Consider the following 13,994-nt stretch of genomic DNA (forward strand, 5'->3'; position numbering starts at 1 on the left):
GCCGGAGTTCGGCCTGACCTCCGCGATCAGTTCGGAACGGCGGCGCCGACCGTGTCGGCCGAGACGGCTTCACGGCTGCCGAGCGGCTTCGGCTGCCCGGTGGTCGTGTCGTGCAGGGTCTGCCGCTCGATCTCCGAGTTCAGCTCGGCCCCGAACATAACGACGATCGCCGACATCCACATCCACATCATCAGGCCGATCGCGGCGCCGAGCGAGCCGTAGGTCGCGTTGTAGTTGGCGAAGGCCGACAGATACCAGGAGAGCAGCGCCGAGCCGGCGATCCAGAGCACGGCAGCGGTCACGGCGCCCACACTGAGCCACTGCCAGCGCGGTGCGTCCCGGCTGGGCGCGAGCCGGTAAAGCAGCGCCAGCGCAACAAGCAGGAACACGAGCAGGAGGGGCCAGCGCGCAATCGCGATGATCAGCTTGCTTTCGGGCGCGAGCCGGAGGTGATCGAGGGCGAGCGGGAAGGCGACGACGGCGCCGACCATCAGCAGCAGTGCCACGATGCCGCCGACGGTAAACGCCAGCGAGACCATATTGAGCCGGATGAAGCCGCGCTTCTCGCGTTCCTCGTAGGCAACGTTGAGGGCGTCGATGATGGCTTTGACGCCGGCATTGGCGCTCCAGATCGCGAGGACGAGGCCGAACAGGAAGGTCGTTCCCAACTCGGCGTTGCCCTTGGAGACGACGCGCGCCACCTGATCGCCGATGATCTGATATGTGCCTTCCGGCAGCATCACCGCGAGGGTCTGAAGATTGTCGCCGATGGTGACGGGGTCGGCGAACAGGCCGTAGAACGAGACCAGCGCGGTGACAGCCGGAAAGATCGCGAGCAGGCCGAAGAAGACAACACCCGCCGCTGTGGCGAGCAGGCGATCATCGTCGATCCGGGGATATGTCCGCAAAAGGATGTCCTTCCAGCCGGCCCAGGGGATCGTGAACGGGTTGTTCGAACGTCGGCCACGGCCTGGCTGCGCAGCCGCATGCGCCGGATTCGTTTCGGGGGCGCTGGCTTCGGTGTTGCGGCGAGTCTCAGCCGACTTTGGCTGACCGAAGCCCTGGAGATACCGTTCCGCGGTCAGCACGAAGATGGTCGTGGCGGCAACCAGGAGCCAACTGTCGAGCTGTCCTGATCGCGGCGTGGACATCAGGTGTCCAGGCGCTGGTGACGGTACTTCCGTCGGGCCACGGTCACGCCCAGCAATCCGGCGGCTGCGACCATCAAGCCAAGCTGCAGTGGCCGGTTGTTGCGAACAGGATTTGACCTGCCGCGACCTGTTGCGCCCGGGTTCTCGTCCGGTCCGAGCGGCACCAAGGGGATCGCGGCTGCGACCTCCTTAACCGCTTGCTGGACCGTTCCGCGCGGAATCCGAGGAGTGGCGATCGCAACGCGCAGACGGCTGGCGAGGGGGACGATGGGCCTGGTTTTGCGATTCATCTGCGCCACCGCCACGCCGGCACAGGCACACGCCAGCACCAGCAAGACGGAAGCAACAGCCCCAAAGCCCCAGAATTGCCCGTAGGCGAGGGCGACCCAGCGGTACAAGGCGATCACGCCGACAAAGAAGGTTGCAATCACGAACAGCCCGGCTGCGGCAAACAATCCCGCCGCGACTGCATAGGAGGTCACATGTCCTGTGGCCTGATTGGTGCGGTCACGCAGATAGGATTGCGTGGCGCGCTTGAGATGGTTGAGTTTCAGCGCCATGCCGGCGCGCAGCAATTCGCCCGATGGCGCGAGCATGCGGATATCCTCCGAAACGAGAACTTCGTCGGGGGATGAACGTGGCGGAATTTGACTTGTTCCGCGCGAAGCGTCGCTGTCGTGACGGATCAGATAAGGTCGGCGGCCGCGATCCAGAACACCTCGCCCTCGGACTCCTCGGTGTCGAGCCAGAGCAGCGGCAGTTCCGGAAATGCCTCGTCGACCAGTTCGCGGCCGCGGCCGATCTCGCAGAGCAGCCCGCCATCCGGCGTGAGGTGGTCGGGCGCGCCGTGCAGGATGCGGCGCACCACGTCGAGACCGTCGGCGCCGCCGTCGAAGGCGAGCTTCGGCTCGGCCCGGCATTCCGGCGGCAAGGCCGCCATGCCTTCGGCATCGACGTAAGGCGGGTTGGTGATGATCAGGTCGTATTTGTTGTCGCCCAGCGGGGCGAACAGATCGCCACGGTGGAGCGTGATCCGCTCGTCGAGCCCATGTTCGCTGACATTGCGTGCGGCGACTTCGAGCGCGCCCTTGGAGATATCAACGGCGTCGATCGTCGCGGTCGGGAAATGATGGGCGGCGAGGATCGCCAGGCACCCTGAGCCGGTGCAGAGATCGAGCACGCGCTCGACGGCCCTGGGATTGTCGATCAGGGAGCCAACTTCGCCGTCACCGCCGAAATGCGACTCCAGCAGCTCGCCGATGAAGGAGCGCGGGACGATGACGCGCTCGTCGACATAGAAGGGCAGGCCGCGCATGTAGATCTTGTTGACGAGATAGGCGGCCGGTTTCCGCGTGATGACGCGCTTATGGATGAGATCGAGGATGGTCTTGCCTTCCGCCGCCGTGACGCGCGCGTGCGCGAAGGTCTCGAACTGGTCGGGGTGCAGATGCAGGGACTCGCAGACCAGGAAGGCGGCTTCGGCGACCGGATCGGTCGTGCCGTGCGCAAAGGCGAGCTTGGCCTCGGTGAAGCGGCTGACCGCGTAACGGACGAAATCGATCAGGGTGAGCAGTTCGCCGCGGCCGACCTTCGCGAGTTTCGGCGCAGCGCGGCCGCGCGTTGTCTTTCTTGATGCTCTTGCCATCAGGATCGGGTCCAGCGTGCGGCGGCCTCGTCGTCACGGGCGTGGGCCTCGACCCAACCGGTGCCGGCGGCGCTCTCTTCCTTTTTCCAGAACGGCGCGCTGGTCTTGAGATAGTCCATCAGGAACTCGGCGGCCTGAAACGCCGCCTGGCGGTGCTGCGAGGCGGTGAGCACCAGCACGATGTTCTGGCCGGGCATGAACCGCCCGACGCGATGGATGACCGTGACGCCGTTGAGCGGCCAGCGCGAGGTGGCCTCGTCGGCATGGCGCTTGATCTCCTCCTCCGCCATGCCGGGGTAGTGTTCGAGCGTCAGCGCCGCGATCTTCGCGCTGTCCTCGTCGCCGCGGCAAATGCCGGAGAAGCTGACGACGGCACCGATGTCGGTGCGGCTTCTGGTCAGGACGGCGATCTCGCGCGCGATGTCGAAATCGTCCTCCTGGATGCGGATGGTGACGGGGCAGGTGGTGGCAGTGGATGTCATGAACTAGCCGCCGGTCATCGGCGGGAAGAACGCGATCTCGCGGGCGCCGGCGATGGCGGCGTCGGACTTGACGTGGGTGTGGTCGATCGCGGTGCGGATCACCTTCGGCTTCTCGAAGGCATAAGCATAAGCCTCGCTCCGGCCGGACAGCCAGGCGATCAGCTCCTCGACGGTGCGCACGGTCGCCGGCGGCTCGATCGTCTCCTCGGCCTTGCCGACGCGCTCGCGCACCCAGGCGAAGTACTTCACCTTCATGCCTCATCCTCCTTGATGAGGTGATGGATGCCGGAGCTGAAATAATCGTAGCCGGTGTACATTGTGAGGATCGCCGAGGCCCACAGCAGCACCAGCCCGATCATCGAGACGATCGGCACCACTTCGTCGCCGGCCGGGCCGGCGATCAGGAAGCCGATCGCGACGAGCTGGACGGTCGTCTTCCACTTCGCGAGCTTGGTCACGGGGACGCTGACGCGCAGCGCGGCGAGGTATTCTCGCAGGCCCGAAACCAGGATCTCACGGCACAATATCACGATGGCGGCCCACAGCGACCAGCCGTGGATGATGCCGTCCGCGGCCAGCATCAGCAGGCAGGAGGCGACCAGCAGCTTGTCGGCGATCGGATCGAGCATCCGGCCGAACGCCGATTGCTGATTCCAGATCCGGGCGTAATAGCCGTCGAGGTAATCGGTCACTGCTGCCGCGATGAAGATGGCGACCGCCACCCAGCGCAGCCACAGCGGCTGGTCTAGAATCGATTGCGCGTAGATGCACCCCACCACGACCGGGATCGCGGCGATCCGGCCATAGGTCAGGATGTTCGGGAGGGACATCGCGCGGCTGTTCGTCCCTCGTGTCGTGGCGATGTTCATCCGTCCTACCAATACCGCTGGTGCCTGAAGGTCAACCGTCCAGCTCCCAAATGGGGTGCGGGATGCGACGATCATATGACCGCGGCTCCCTTGAGTTCACCCCGGCTGGGGATGGAAATAGTCGAAAATCCTGCGCGCGCTCTCGGCGCTCACCCCCGGAACCTTGCCGAGATCGACGATCGAGGCCCGTTCGATCTCCTTCAGGGTTCCGAAATGATGCAGCAAGGCACGTTTGCGTGACGGGCCGATGCCCGGAATCTCCTGCAAACCGGCCTCGCGAATGTCCTTCTTGCGCAGCTTGCGATGCGAACCGATGACGAAGCGGTGGGCCTCGTCGCGCAGCCGCTGGATGAAATAGAGCACGGGGTCGCGTGGCTCCAGCTTGATCGCCTCGCGCTCCGGCATGAACAGGGTCTCGCGGCCGGCATCCCGGTCCGGTCCCTTGGCGACCGACATCAGCGACACCTGGGTCAGGCCGAGATTCGTGAAGATTTCCCGGACCGCGTTGAGCTGGCCGCGGCCGCCATCGATGATGACGAGGTCGGGCCATTGTGGGAAATCGTCATCCTTGGCTTTGGCCGCACCTTCCTCGGGCGGATTGATCAGGCGCTTGAAGCGGCGCTCCAGCACCTCGCGCATCATCGCGAAGTCGTCGCCTGGCGTGATCCCTTCGGACTTGATGTTGAACTTGCGGTACTGGTTTTTGACGAAGCCGTCAGGGCCGGCGACGATCATCGCGCCGACCGCATTGGTGCCCTGGATGTGGCTGTTGTCGTAGACCTCGATGCGCTTGGGCGCATGCGGCAGGCTCAGTGTCGCGGCCATGGCATCCAGCAGCCGGCTTTGCGTCGCGGTGTCCGCGAGCTTGCGGCCCAGCGCCTCGCGCGCATTGGTGAGCGCGTGGGTGACCAACTCCTTCTTCTCGCCGCGCTTGGGCGTCGTGACCTCGATCTTGTGGCCGGCCTTGATCGACAGCGCATTGGCCAGCAGCTCGCTCTCCTCGATCTCGTGCGAGAGCAGGATGTGCTTGGGCGGCGGCTTGTCGTCGTAGAATTGGGCAAGGAAGGACCCGAGCACCTCCTCCGGCGTGTAAGTCTTCTCCGCGCGCGGGAAATAGGCGCGGTTGCCCCAGTTCTGCCCGGTGCGGAAGAAGAACACTTCGACGCAGGAGAAGCCGCCCTCCTGGTGGATCGCGAATACGTCGGCTTCTTCCACCGTGCGCGGATTGATGCCCTGTTGCGACTGGATCGCCGACAGCGCGGCGAGGCGGTCGCGATAGAGCGCGGCGCTCTCGAATTCGAGCTCGCCGGAGGCCTTTTCCATTTCGCCCGCAAGCTCCTGCTTCACCGCCTGGCTCTTGCCGGACAGGAAGTCGGTCGCCTCGCGCACCAGCGTCGTGTAGCCGGGGAAGTCGATCTCGCGGGTGCACGGACCGGCGCAGCGGCGGATCTGGTAGAGCAGGCAGGGCCTGGTGCGGCTCTCGAAGAACGAGTCGGTGCAGGAGCGGATCAGAAACGCGCGCTGCAGGGCCGTGATGGTGCGGTTGACGGCGCCGGCGGAGGCGAACGGGCCGAAATAGCGGCCGGGCCGCGACTGGGCGCCGCGGTGCTTGAGGATCTGCGGCGCCCAGTGGTCGCCGGTGATCAGAATATAGGGAAACGACTTGTCGTCGCGCAGTTGCACGTTGAAGCGCGGCCGGAGTTGCTTGATGAGGTTGGCCTCGAGCAGCAGCGCTTCGGTCTCGGTCGTGGTCGAGATGATTTCCACGGTTACGGTGGCGGCGATCATGCGCAGGATGCGCGCCGGCTGCGGCGCACTTTGGCGCGCATAGTTCGACAGCCGCTTCTTGACGTTCTTGGCCTTGCCGACATAGAGCACGTCGGCATTCGCACTGAGCATGCGATAGACGCCGGGTGAGGTCGGGGCGAGCCGGACCGCGCGCTCGATCGCCTCATGGCCCGTCGCCAGCGGCTCCTCGCCGACCGCGCCGCTCTCCTCCAGGATGTCGGGCAGCCGCGCCTCGTCCTCGTCATCGCCGCCGGCCGCGGGATCGAGATCCGGCGGCGTCAGCGCCTCGGGCGGAGTGTCGGTCGCCGCGGTCCGCGGCGATTTGCGCGCGCGCGCCTCATCCGGATTGTCGGTGGAATCGTGAACCATGGGGCGAATTTAAGCGCTGGGGATGCCGATTTGAAGTTCCCGCGGTGCGGCACGCACAGGGATGGCGGGCGCGGTTCCCGGTAACGCTTCCTTAAGTCTGTTAACAGCGCGGTAACCCGCCTTAACAGCCCTTTAACTTAAAACTCTCGATAAATCTTACACGAAAAGGTCTTGGTTCCGTAACCATGCGGCTTTTGCCAGGCGCGGCGGCGCAGGGCATCGCACCTGGTGACGGCAGTTGCGTTGGAGAGTGTGATGAAGGGGTTCGTCGTGGGCGCAGCCGCATTGGCTGCAGCCGGCTGGACAGCTTCGGCAGAGGCCGCCGATCTCAGTTACGGGCAGCGTGCGCCCTACACGGTCAATCAGCCGCTCAACGCCTATAGCTGGGCGGGCCCCTATCTCGGCGCCAATCTCGGCTATGAGTGGGGCTCGGTGAGCAACAGTCCCGTGAAGCCCTCCGGCTTCGTCGGTGGCGCGCAGGCCGGCTACAATTTCCAGAACGGTCCGTGGGTGTTCGGTGTCGAGGGCGACATCCAGGCCGCCGGCGCCGACGACACCTTCGCGCCGTGGAAGTTCTCCAATCCCTGGTTCGGCACCCTGCGCGGCCGCGCTGGCTATGCGTTCAGCAACGTGCTGTTCTACGGCACTGCCGGCCTCGCCTTCGGCGAACTGCGCGCGCAGACGTTCGGCTGGACGGAGTCGCACACCAGCGCCGGCTGGACCATCGGTGCCGGCGCAGAGCTCGGCCTCGCGCAGAACTGGAGCGTGAAGCTCGAATATCTCTACATCGACCTGTCGACCAGCCAGTTCGGAATTACAGGCGTGTCAAACGGCTATAGCGCCAGCGTTGTACGCGCAGGCGTGAACTATCACTTCTGATAGCAACAAGAAAATACCGGACAACAACCTCCCGGCCGCTCGCGGCCGGGATTTTTGCGGCAGGTGGTTTGCGCCAGGCCCGCTAGGAGAGGATGACCAAATTGACCGCCTTCGGTCCCTTCCCCTTCTTGTCCGGTTCGACTTCGAAAGTAATGCGCTGTCCTTCGGCAAGGTCCTTCAGTCCCGCCCGCTCCACAGCGGTGATGTGAACGAAGACATCGCGACCGCCGTCGTCCGGCTTGATGAAACCGTAGCCGCGCTCGCCGTTGAAGAACTTAACCGTTCCCGTCATGGCCATCGGGAAACTCCCCCTCATTGCTCCTCCGTCGCGACGCAGACGCACGTCACGACATGACCGGGCCTTACGAAGCCCGGGAGAGCTGGCCATCCTTGGGCGGACCGTGTCGGTCCGGCCGGATCTTTCTTAGGCCTTCACTCCGCCGCAACCATTCGCGGAAGCGGAACGTAAAGCCAGTCACTGAAACAGCATAATACGGTTCTCTGCAGATTGACTACCGCTACTGCATATTTTTCCCAAGAATGCCGGCGCGTTATGGCCGCGGCACCTCTAATCGGAATCTGGCAGCTCCGCCCTGGCCGAGCGGCATTTCCAGCTCGGGGAGGATCGTCTTCAGCTCGCCATGCAGCGTGTAGGGCGGATTGACGATCAGCAGGCCGGTTGAGGTGAGGGCGCCGCCGTCGAGCTGCGGCGCGACACTGAATTCGAGGCGCAGACATTTTCCCGGTGGCTTTGCTGCGGCTGCGAGCTGCGCCACCAGCTGCGCGAGCGCGTCGGTGGCGCGCCTGCTCTTGGCCGGATACCAGATCACATAGATCCCGGTTGGCCATTTCGCGTAAGCCGCCGAGAAGGCTTCGCCGAGCTTCTCGAACTCGTCCTTTGCCTCGAACGGCGGATCGATCAGCACGAGGCCGCGCCGTTCCTTCGGCGGCACGAAGGCCGGCAGCGCGACCCAGCCGTCGAGATCGACCACCCGGGCCTGTTCGTCGCGGCGCAGCACGCCGATCAGCGCCTTGCGGGCCTTCGGCTCAAGCTCGCAGGCGACCAGGCTGTCCTGCGGCCGCATCAGGCCGCGGGCGATCAGCGGCGATCCGGGATAGGCCTTGAGCTCGGCCTTCGGATTGAAGGCGCGAACGATGTCGAGATAGGGCTTGATCAGCGCGACGGTGTCGTTCGACAGCCGCGCCTGCATCAGCCTTGCAATACCCGTCAGCCACTCGCCGCTGCGGCGCGCCTCGTCGCTGTCGAGATCGTAAAGGCCGGCGCCGGCGTGGGTGTCGATGACGCGGAACGCCCCCGGCTTGTCCTGCAGATAGGTGATGATGCGCGCCAGCACGATGTGCTTGATGACATCGGCGAAGCTGCCGGCGTGGAAGGCGTGACGGTAGTTCATGGGACGATCTGCGGCTCATGAGAGAAGATGCGCAGCATCTTCTACCCGTCATGGCCGGGCTTGTCCCGGCCATCCACGCGCGACCACCCGCAGGAAGGACGTGGATGCCCGGGACCAGCCCGGGCATGACGGAGGCCGTACTGTCCTCAACCACCCCTGATCGGCGGCATCGTAACCTGGTCGCGGCGGCAGGCGCGGCGGTCGGTTTCCTCGCAGGCGCGGAACTGCAAATCCTTGCTGAGGCAGATGCGGACTTCGGAGAGCCGGGTCCGGTTACAGGTGACCGACACAGCCGCATTGCTCAAGCCCGGATTGGCCTTGACGAAGGCCTCTTCCACCTCGCCCGGCGCCACGGTCTTGGCCTGCGACAGGTCGAGATACTCGGCCGGGATCTTCACCACGGCGCGCGCTTTGCGGATCGTCTCGAAATAATTGCGGCCGTCGAGTCCGGAGCAGGTGCCGTGCTTGTCCCACTCGTTGAAGATCAGGCCCGGCGCCGGCATGAGGTCGAGCATCGAGGAGACGATGTTGCGGTTCAGCCGCGGCGACGGCCGCTGGCAATATTCGGGGAAGCCGTTCTCGTATTGAGGCCATAGCCCGTGCACCACGAAGGCATAGGGCCGCCCGCCGCACTGCATCTGCGAGCGCCCGCCGCGCTCGGCGGCCTCCTCGCAGAACGAGGGCGACCACGACAGCGACAGCACATAGAAATCGAATTCGCCGGGCGCGTTCTGCCGCTTGTCCTGGGCCTTTGCACCGCTCGCGAAGACGACCAGCCCGGCCGCGAGGGGCAGGGCAAGCGTCAGCGAGATCATCAGGCGGGAGAAAGACTGCAATCTGGAATGAAACATGGCGACGCCCCTCAACTAGACTGTGCAATCGAGCCTAGCAGGCGAAAAGAACATTTCAAGAACAAATTTCGAGCGGCGCTCGCTTGGGCTCTGATCGGTCCGAATCAGGGCTGGTCGAATTACGGCTTGGCGGCGCGGCAGGCCGGATTGTAGGCCCAGTTGCGATCGACCCCGACCACGCACCATTCGACGCCGTTGCCGTAGCCGGCAAAGCCGCCGTCCTCGATGATCGAAAAATGCACCTTGCGTGCCTTGCCGTCATTGAGCATCGCCTCACCGGTGCAATAGCGGCGCGGAATGTTGTCGGACTGCCAGGGCCGGAAAGCGACCTCGTGAACAGCGGCGAAGCCGGTGATCTTCAACGAGGAATTCCAGAACGAGCTTTCCTTTTCCCAGAACTGGGTGGCGATGGTCGGCAGCGCCTTGTCGCAATCGGCGACGGCGCCGTCATAGCGCGGCCCGCTCAGCCAGAAGTTCAGCTCCAGCGGATTGGCGGCCCTGGCCTCGCCGAGCGACAGCGCTCCGAACATGAGGCCGAACACGGCGGCAAAGCGGAGCGATTTCAGGGAGGGGCGCGCATGGGCAATCCGGACAGCTGGGTCTTGAAGGCTGGACGGTGACGCGAAGGCCCGGGCAGGTCAAGTGCAGCGCGGCAACACTTACCCAAGAGTTGACCATAACGTCGCAGCTGGCGGGGCTTCAGTTCTTTTCACTTCCATTCCGGCACCGTAAACTGACGCCAACCAATTGGAGTAACGGGAATGCGAGATCATTGCGGCCGCGGCCATTCTTGCCTTGGGTATTATGGCGAGCCAGTCGGCGCGCGCCGATCTCCTTCCGGTGCCGCCGTTCAAGGGCAACGACACCGGCGGCATCATCGCCTATTCGATGGCGACCCAGACCGATGCACGGCAGGTCGCGGTCGACCACTGCGCGCGCTACGGCAAGGTCGTGAAGTTTCTCGCGGTGCAGGCCTATGAGGGCGGCTACATCTCGTTCTCCTGCCGCTGGGTGCCCTATGGCGCCGCTGAGCAGCCGATCCGCACGCTCTACTAAAGCGCGCTCGTAGCGCCGCAATCTCTCAGCCGGGAGCCTCGAAACATGACGCGCAAACTCGCTTTGCTCGGCTCGGCCGTTTGTGTCGTCCTGTCGGCAGGTGCGGCTCGTGCGGACGATCTGCCGGTACGCAAGGCCGGTCTCTGGGAAATCAAGATGGTCCGGGCCGGCTCGCCAGTGCCCGAGATGACCATGCAGCACTGCACCGACCAGACCGTCGACAAGGAGATGAACAACAACGTTTCTCCGATGGCCAAGCAGATCTGCGCCAAGCAGGAGATCAAGAAGACCGCGACCGGCTATGTCAGCGATTCCGAGTGCAGCGTCGCCGGCATCAGCACGACCTCGCATGCCGAGATCACTGGCGATTTCAACTCGGCCTATACGGTGAAGACCACCTCGCATGCGCAAGGCGGCGCTGTCGGCTCCGCGGGGCGCGACACCACCATGACCCTCGAAGCCAAGTGGCTCGGGGCCTGCAAGCCGGAGCAGAAGCCCGGCGACATCGTGATGCCCGGCGGTTTCAAGATGAACGTGCGCGACATCGACAAGCTGAAGAATTTGCTGCCGAAGTAGGGCGCCGCGTAACCGGTACGCTCCCTCGCCCCGTTCTTACGGGGAGAGGGTTGGGGTCAGGGCCTCTCTCCACACATGCGATCGTTGTGAGACCTGCACCCCTCACCCGAATTCGATCTGCGATCGAATCGACCTCTCCCCGCAAGCGGGGCGAGGTAAAGAACACCTACACCGGAATCCGAACGCTCGCCCTCAATCCCCCCATCGGGCTGTCGCCGAGGGTGATGTCGCCGCCATGTGAGCGGGCGATGTCGCGGGCGATGGCAAGGCCGAGGCCAGTGCCGCCTTCGTCCTGGTTGCGCGCATTGTCCAGCCGCAAGAACGGCTTGAACACTTCTTCGCGCAAATGCGCGGGAATGCCGGGGCCGTCATCGTCGACCGTGACGGTCAAATAACGGTGATCGCGATGACCGGTGATGGCGATGCTCCTGCCGTAGCGCGCCGCGTTGGTGACGAGATTGGCGAGGCAGCGTTTAAACGAGGCCGGCTTCACGGTGACGACGGGCAGGCCGTTGAAAGCCACGGTGGCGGTGTGGCCGTGGCGCTCGGCGTCGCTGCGCAGCTCTTCCAGCGCCTGCGCCATGTCGGTCGGCTGCGACTGCTCGCCGGAATCGCCGCGGGCGAACGCAAGATAATCCTCCAGCATCATGGACATCTCGTCGACGTCCTTGCGCATGCCCTCGAGCTCGGGGCTGTCGCCGATCAGCTCCAACTCCAGCTTGAAGCGGGTCAGGATAGTACGCAGATCGTGGCTGACGCCGGCGAGCATCGCGGTGCGCTGCTCCATCGTGCGCTCGATGCGCGATTTCATCTCGAGGAAGGCAATCGACGCGCGCCGCACCTCGCGCGCGCCGCGCGGCCTGAAGTTCGGCGCTTCGCGGCCCTTACCGAAACTTTCGGCGGCATCCGCAAGCCGCAGGATCGGCTTGATCTGGTTGCGCAGGAACAGCACCGCGACAATCAGCAGGATCGATGACGTGCCCACCATCCAGAACAGGAAGATCTCCGAGTTCGAGGCATAAGCGGCGCTGCGTTGCGCGAACACGCGCATCACGGCATCGTCGAGCTGGATGCGGATCTCGACGAGGTTGGAGCGGCCGACGGTGTCGATCCAGAACGAGCGCCCGATCTGGCGGCCGAGCTGCACCGACAGCGTCTGGTCGAGCAGCGAGAAGAACGGCTTGGGTCCCGGCGGTGGCATGTCGCCGGGGGGCAGAAAATCGACCACCAACTGTAGCCGCTGCCCGATGCTCTTGAGCTGGGCGCGGTCCTTGTCCTGCGGATAGCTCTTGTAGACGTCGATTAGCGCAGCGATGTCCTGCACTACCGCGGCTGAAAGCCGTCGCGTCACCGTGTTCCAGTGCCGCTCCATGAACACGAAGGCGACCACGGTCTGCAGGATCACCATCGGCACGATCATGATCAGCAGCGCGCGGGCATAGAGGCCGGTCGGCATCCAGCCCTTGAACGCATTGCCCATCCAGCCATTGGCGGCTGAAACGCGGCCGGCAGCGCTCTTGAGCAGCGTCAGGCCGGTATCGATCGTGCTCATCGGTTGCGCTTCACTGATCTATCTATGGCGAGGCCACCAGGCGATAGCCAATGCCGCGCACCGCCTGGAGGAAAAGCGGATTGGCGGGGTCGGTCTCGATCTTGCGGCGCAGGCGGTTGATCTGCACGTCGACGGCGCGCTCGTTGACGCTGCCATTGCCGGTCAGCGCGCTGCGCGGGATGGTCTCGCCCGGCGTCTCCGAGAGAATGCGCAGCATTTCGCGCTCGCGGTCGGTGAGGTGGATGACCTCCTCGCCCTGGCGCAATTCGCCGCGGTCGAGATGGTAGACGTAGGGACCGAACGCGATCTTCTCGACCGCTGCGGTTTGCGGCGGCGGCGCGGCGCGCTTGAGGATGTTGTTGATGCGCAGCGCCAGCTCGCGCGGCTCGAACGGTTTTGCCACGTAATCGTCGGCGCCGATCTGCAAGCCCTCGATGCGGGCTTCGGCTTCGTGCCTTGCCGTCAGCATCACGATCGGGACTGAGGAAGAGGTCCGGATGAAGCGGGCGAGATCGAAGCCGGTCTCGCCAGGCATCATCACGTCGAGGATCAGCAGATCGAAATGCAGGCCCAGCAGCTTCGAGCGCGCATCGCCGGCGCTCGCCGCGGTGGTGACGCGATAGCCTTCGCTGGCGAGGAAGCGCGACAGCAGATCGCGGATGCGGCGGTCGTCATCCACCAAAAGCAGATGAGGCGCGTCATCGGCCGGTTGCACCGGCGGGCGGGCGAGCGTGGCAGCGAGTGGCACGGTCACTCCTTTCCGTCTTGATTGACGTTGCCGAAGATCGTCTCCAGCACCTTGTCCGGATCGTCGCGGTCGATCATCGCGCGCAGGAAGCGCTTGACGGTCTCGGCGTCCTGCGGCGCCATCTCGGCCAGCGCCCTGGTGATCCGCGTGGTCTGCAGGCCGGCGAGCTTCTGCACCAGCGCCTCGCCCTTCGGCGTCGCGTAGAGCAGGCGCTGGCGGCGATCATTGTCGCCGGTCTTCTGCACGATATAGCCCTCGTCCAGCAGCTGCTTGAGCACCCGGCCGAGCGACTGTTTCGTGATGCGCAGGACGTCGAGCAGGTCGGCGACCTTGAGACCGGGATAGCGATAGACGAAATGCATGACCCGGTGATGGGCCCGGCCGAAGCCGAACGCCTCCAGCTCCTGGTCGGGATCGCCGACGAAATCGCGATAGGCGAAGAACAGCAGCTCGATGATATCCCAGCGCAAATTGCCTCCATCGCCTGCGGCCGGCCGAGGCTCGGCAGCGTCTTGAGGGGAGTCGCGAAATTTATGTCAGGCATATTGACGTATCTTGGGTTCAATGTTACAAAACGATCGACCCGCACGAAATTTTAGATCGTTCCGCGTCGGGC

At 64.6% G+C, this 13,994-nt stretch carries 17 protein-coding genes; 3 read left to right on the top strand and 14 right to left on the bottom strand.

What is annotated here, in order from left to right:
- Positions 1 to 26 precede the first annotated feature (26 nt).
- From ACQ86E_RS18685 to uvrC, 7 genes are all read right to left on the bottom strand, one after another.
- Complete coding sequence (locus ACQ86E_RS18685) at positions 27 to 1,151, bottom strand: YihY/virulence factor BrkB family protein (RefSeq protein WP_431201234.1); 1,125 nt, start codon at positions 1,149 to 1,151, stop codon at positions 27 to 29.
- The gene (locus tag ACQ86E_RS18690) at positions 1,151 to 1,747 is read right to left on the bottom strand and encodes a phage holin family protein (protein ID WP_431201235.1); all 597 of its coding nucleotides are present in this window, start codon (positions 1,745 to 1,747) and stop codon (positions 1,151 to 1,153) included. Before ACQ86E_RS18690 ends, ACQ86E_RS18685 begins: the two co-directional genes overlap by 1 nt.
- A gap of 89 nt (positions 1,748 to 1,836) precedes the next feature.
- A complete protein-coding gene (gene prmB / locus ACQ86E_RS18695; RefSeq protein WP_431201236.1) occupies positions 1,837 to 2,796 on the bottom strand; it encodes a 50S ribosomal protein L3 N(5)-glutamine methyltransferase in 960 nt (319 codons plus the stop codon).
- A complete protein-coding gene (locus ACQ86E_RS18700; protein ID WP_431201237.1) occupies positions 2,796 to 3,278 on the bottom strand; it encodes a molybdenum cofactor biosynthesis protein MoaE in 483 nt (160 codons plus the stop codon). Before ACQ86E_RS18700 ends, prmB begins: the two co-directional genes overlap by 1 nt.
- Positions 3,279 to 3,281: 3 nt before the next feature.
- On the bottom strand, positions 3,282 to 3,533 hold the full coding sequence (gene moaD / locus ACQ86E_RS18705; RefSeq protein ID WP_092029492.1) for a molybdopterin converting factor subunit 1: 252 nt from the start codon (positions 3,531 to 3,533) through the stop codon (positions 3,282 to 3,284).
- Entirely contained in the window at positions 3,530 to 4,147 is a 618-nt protein-coding gene (gene pgsA, locus ACQ86E_RS18710) for a CDP-diacylglycerol--glycerol-3-phosphate 3-phosphatidyltransferase (RefSeq protein WP_041748548.1), read from the bottom strand. Before pgsA ends, moaD begins: the two co-directional genes overlap by 4 nt.
- Before the next feature lie 96 nt (positions 4,148 to 4,243).
- Entirely contained in the window at positions 4,244 to 6,304 is a 2,061-nt protein-coding gene (gene uvrC, locus ACQ86E_RS18715; protein ID WP_431201238.1) for an excinuclease ABC subunit UvrC, read from the bottom strand.
- A gap of 255 nt (positions 6,305 to 6,559) precedes the next feature.
- Between uvrC and ACQ86E_RS18720 the strand changes: the two genes are divergently transcribed.
- Positions 6,560 to 7,183 (top strand): outer membrane protein, encoded by a 624-nt coding sequence (locus tag ACQ86E_RS18720; RefSeq protein ID WP_431201239.1) that lies wholly within the window; start codon positions 6,560 to 6,562, stop codon positions 7,181 to 7,183.
- A gap of 82 nt (positions 7,184 to 7,265) precedes the next feature.
- Here ACQ86E_RS18720 and ACQ86E_RS18725 read toward each other — a convergent pair whose 3' ends face one another.
- From ACQ86E_RS18725 to ACQ86E_RS18740, 4 genes are all read right to left on the bottom strand, one after another.
- A complete protein-coding gene (locus tag ACQ86E_RS18725; RefSeq protein WP_008544396.1) occupies positions 7,266 to 7,481 on the bottom strand; it encodes a cold-shock protein in 216 nt (71 codons plus the stop codon).
- A gap of 253 nt (positions 7,482 to 7,734) precedes the next feature.
- Entirely contained in the window at positions 7,735 to 8,595 is an 861-nt protein-coding gene (locus tag ACQ86E_RS18730; RefSeq protein WP_431201240.1) for a 23S rRNA (adenine(2030)-N(6))-methyltransferase RlmJ, read from the bottom strand.
- A gap of 146 nt (positions 8,596 to 8,741) precedes the next feature.
- The gene (locus ACQ86E_RS18735; protein ID WP_431201241.1) at positions 8,742 to 9,446 is read right to left on the bottom strand and encodes a ribonuclease T2 family protein; all 705 of its coding nucleotides are present in this window, start codon (positions 9,444 to 9,446) and stop codon (positions 8,742 to 8,744) included.
- A gap of 119 nt (positions 9,447 to 9,565) precedes the next feature.
- Positions 9,566 to 9,976, bottom strand: a complete 411-nt coding sequence (locus ACQ86E_RS18740) for a hypothetical protein (RefSeq protein WP_431206504.1) — start codon at positions 9,974 to 9,976, stop codon at positions 9,566 to 9,568.
- Between the two features lie 274 nt (positions 9,977 to 10,250).
- Here ACQ86E_RS18740 and ACQ86E_RS18745 point away from each other — a divergent pair, with 274 nt between their 5' ends.
- Complete coding sequence (locus ACQ86E_RS18745; RefSeq protein WP_431201242.1) at positions 10,251 to 10,502, top strand: hypothetical protein; 252 nt, start codon at positions 10,251 to 10,253, stop codon at positions 10,500 to 10,502.
- A gap of 45 nt (positions 10,503 to 10,547) precedes the next feature.
- A complete protein-coding gene (locus ACQ86E_RS18750; RefSeq protein ID WP_431201243.1) occupies positions 10,548 to 11,078 on the top strand; it encodes a DUF3617 domain-containing protein in 531 nt (176 codons plus the stop codon).
- 166 nt (positions 11,079 to 11,244) lie between these two features.
- On the opposite strand, the gene ACQ86E_RS18755 is transcribed toward ACQ86E_RS18750, so the two are convergent.
- From ACQ86E_RS18755 to ACQ86E_RS18765, 3 genes are read right to left on the bottom strand one after another with little or no spacing between them, the layout of a single operon-like run.
- A complete protein-coding gene (locus ACQ86E_RS18755) occupies positions 11,245 to 12,630 on the bottom strand; it encodes an ATP-binding protein (protein ID WP_431201244.1) in 1,386 nt (461 codons plus the stop codon).
- 22 nt (positions 12,631 to 12,652) lie between these two features.
- Positions 12,653 to 13,384: a response regulator gene (locus tag ACQ86E_RS18760; RefSeq protein ID WP_143843344.1), complete on the bottom strand. Its 732-nt coding sequence runs from the start codon at positions 13,382 to 13,384 to the stop codon at positions 12,653 to 12,655.
- Positions 13,381 to 13,848 carry a MarR family winged helix-turn-helix transcriptional regulator gene (locus ACQ86E_RS18765; RefSeq protein WP_431201245.1) on the bottom strand — a complete coding sequence of 156 codons (468 nt, stop codon included), beginning with the start codon at positions 13,846 to 13,848 and terminating at the stop codon, positions 13,381 to 13,383. The genes ACQ86E_RS18760 and ACQ86E_RS18765 overlap by 4 nt, the downstream gene beginning before the upstream one ends.
- Positions 13,849 to 13,994: the final 146 nt, after the last annotated feature.

This window comes from Bradyrhizobium betae (assembly GCF_050632175.1).
GTDB lineage: Bacteria > Pseudomonadota > Alphaproteobacteria > Rhizobiales > Xanthobacteraceae > Bradyrhizobium > Bradyrhizobium betae_B.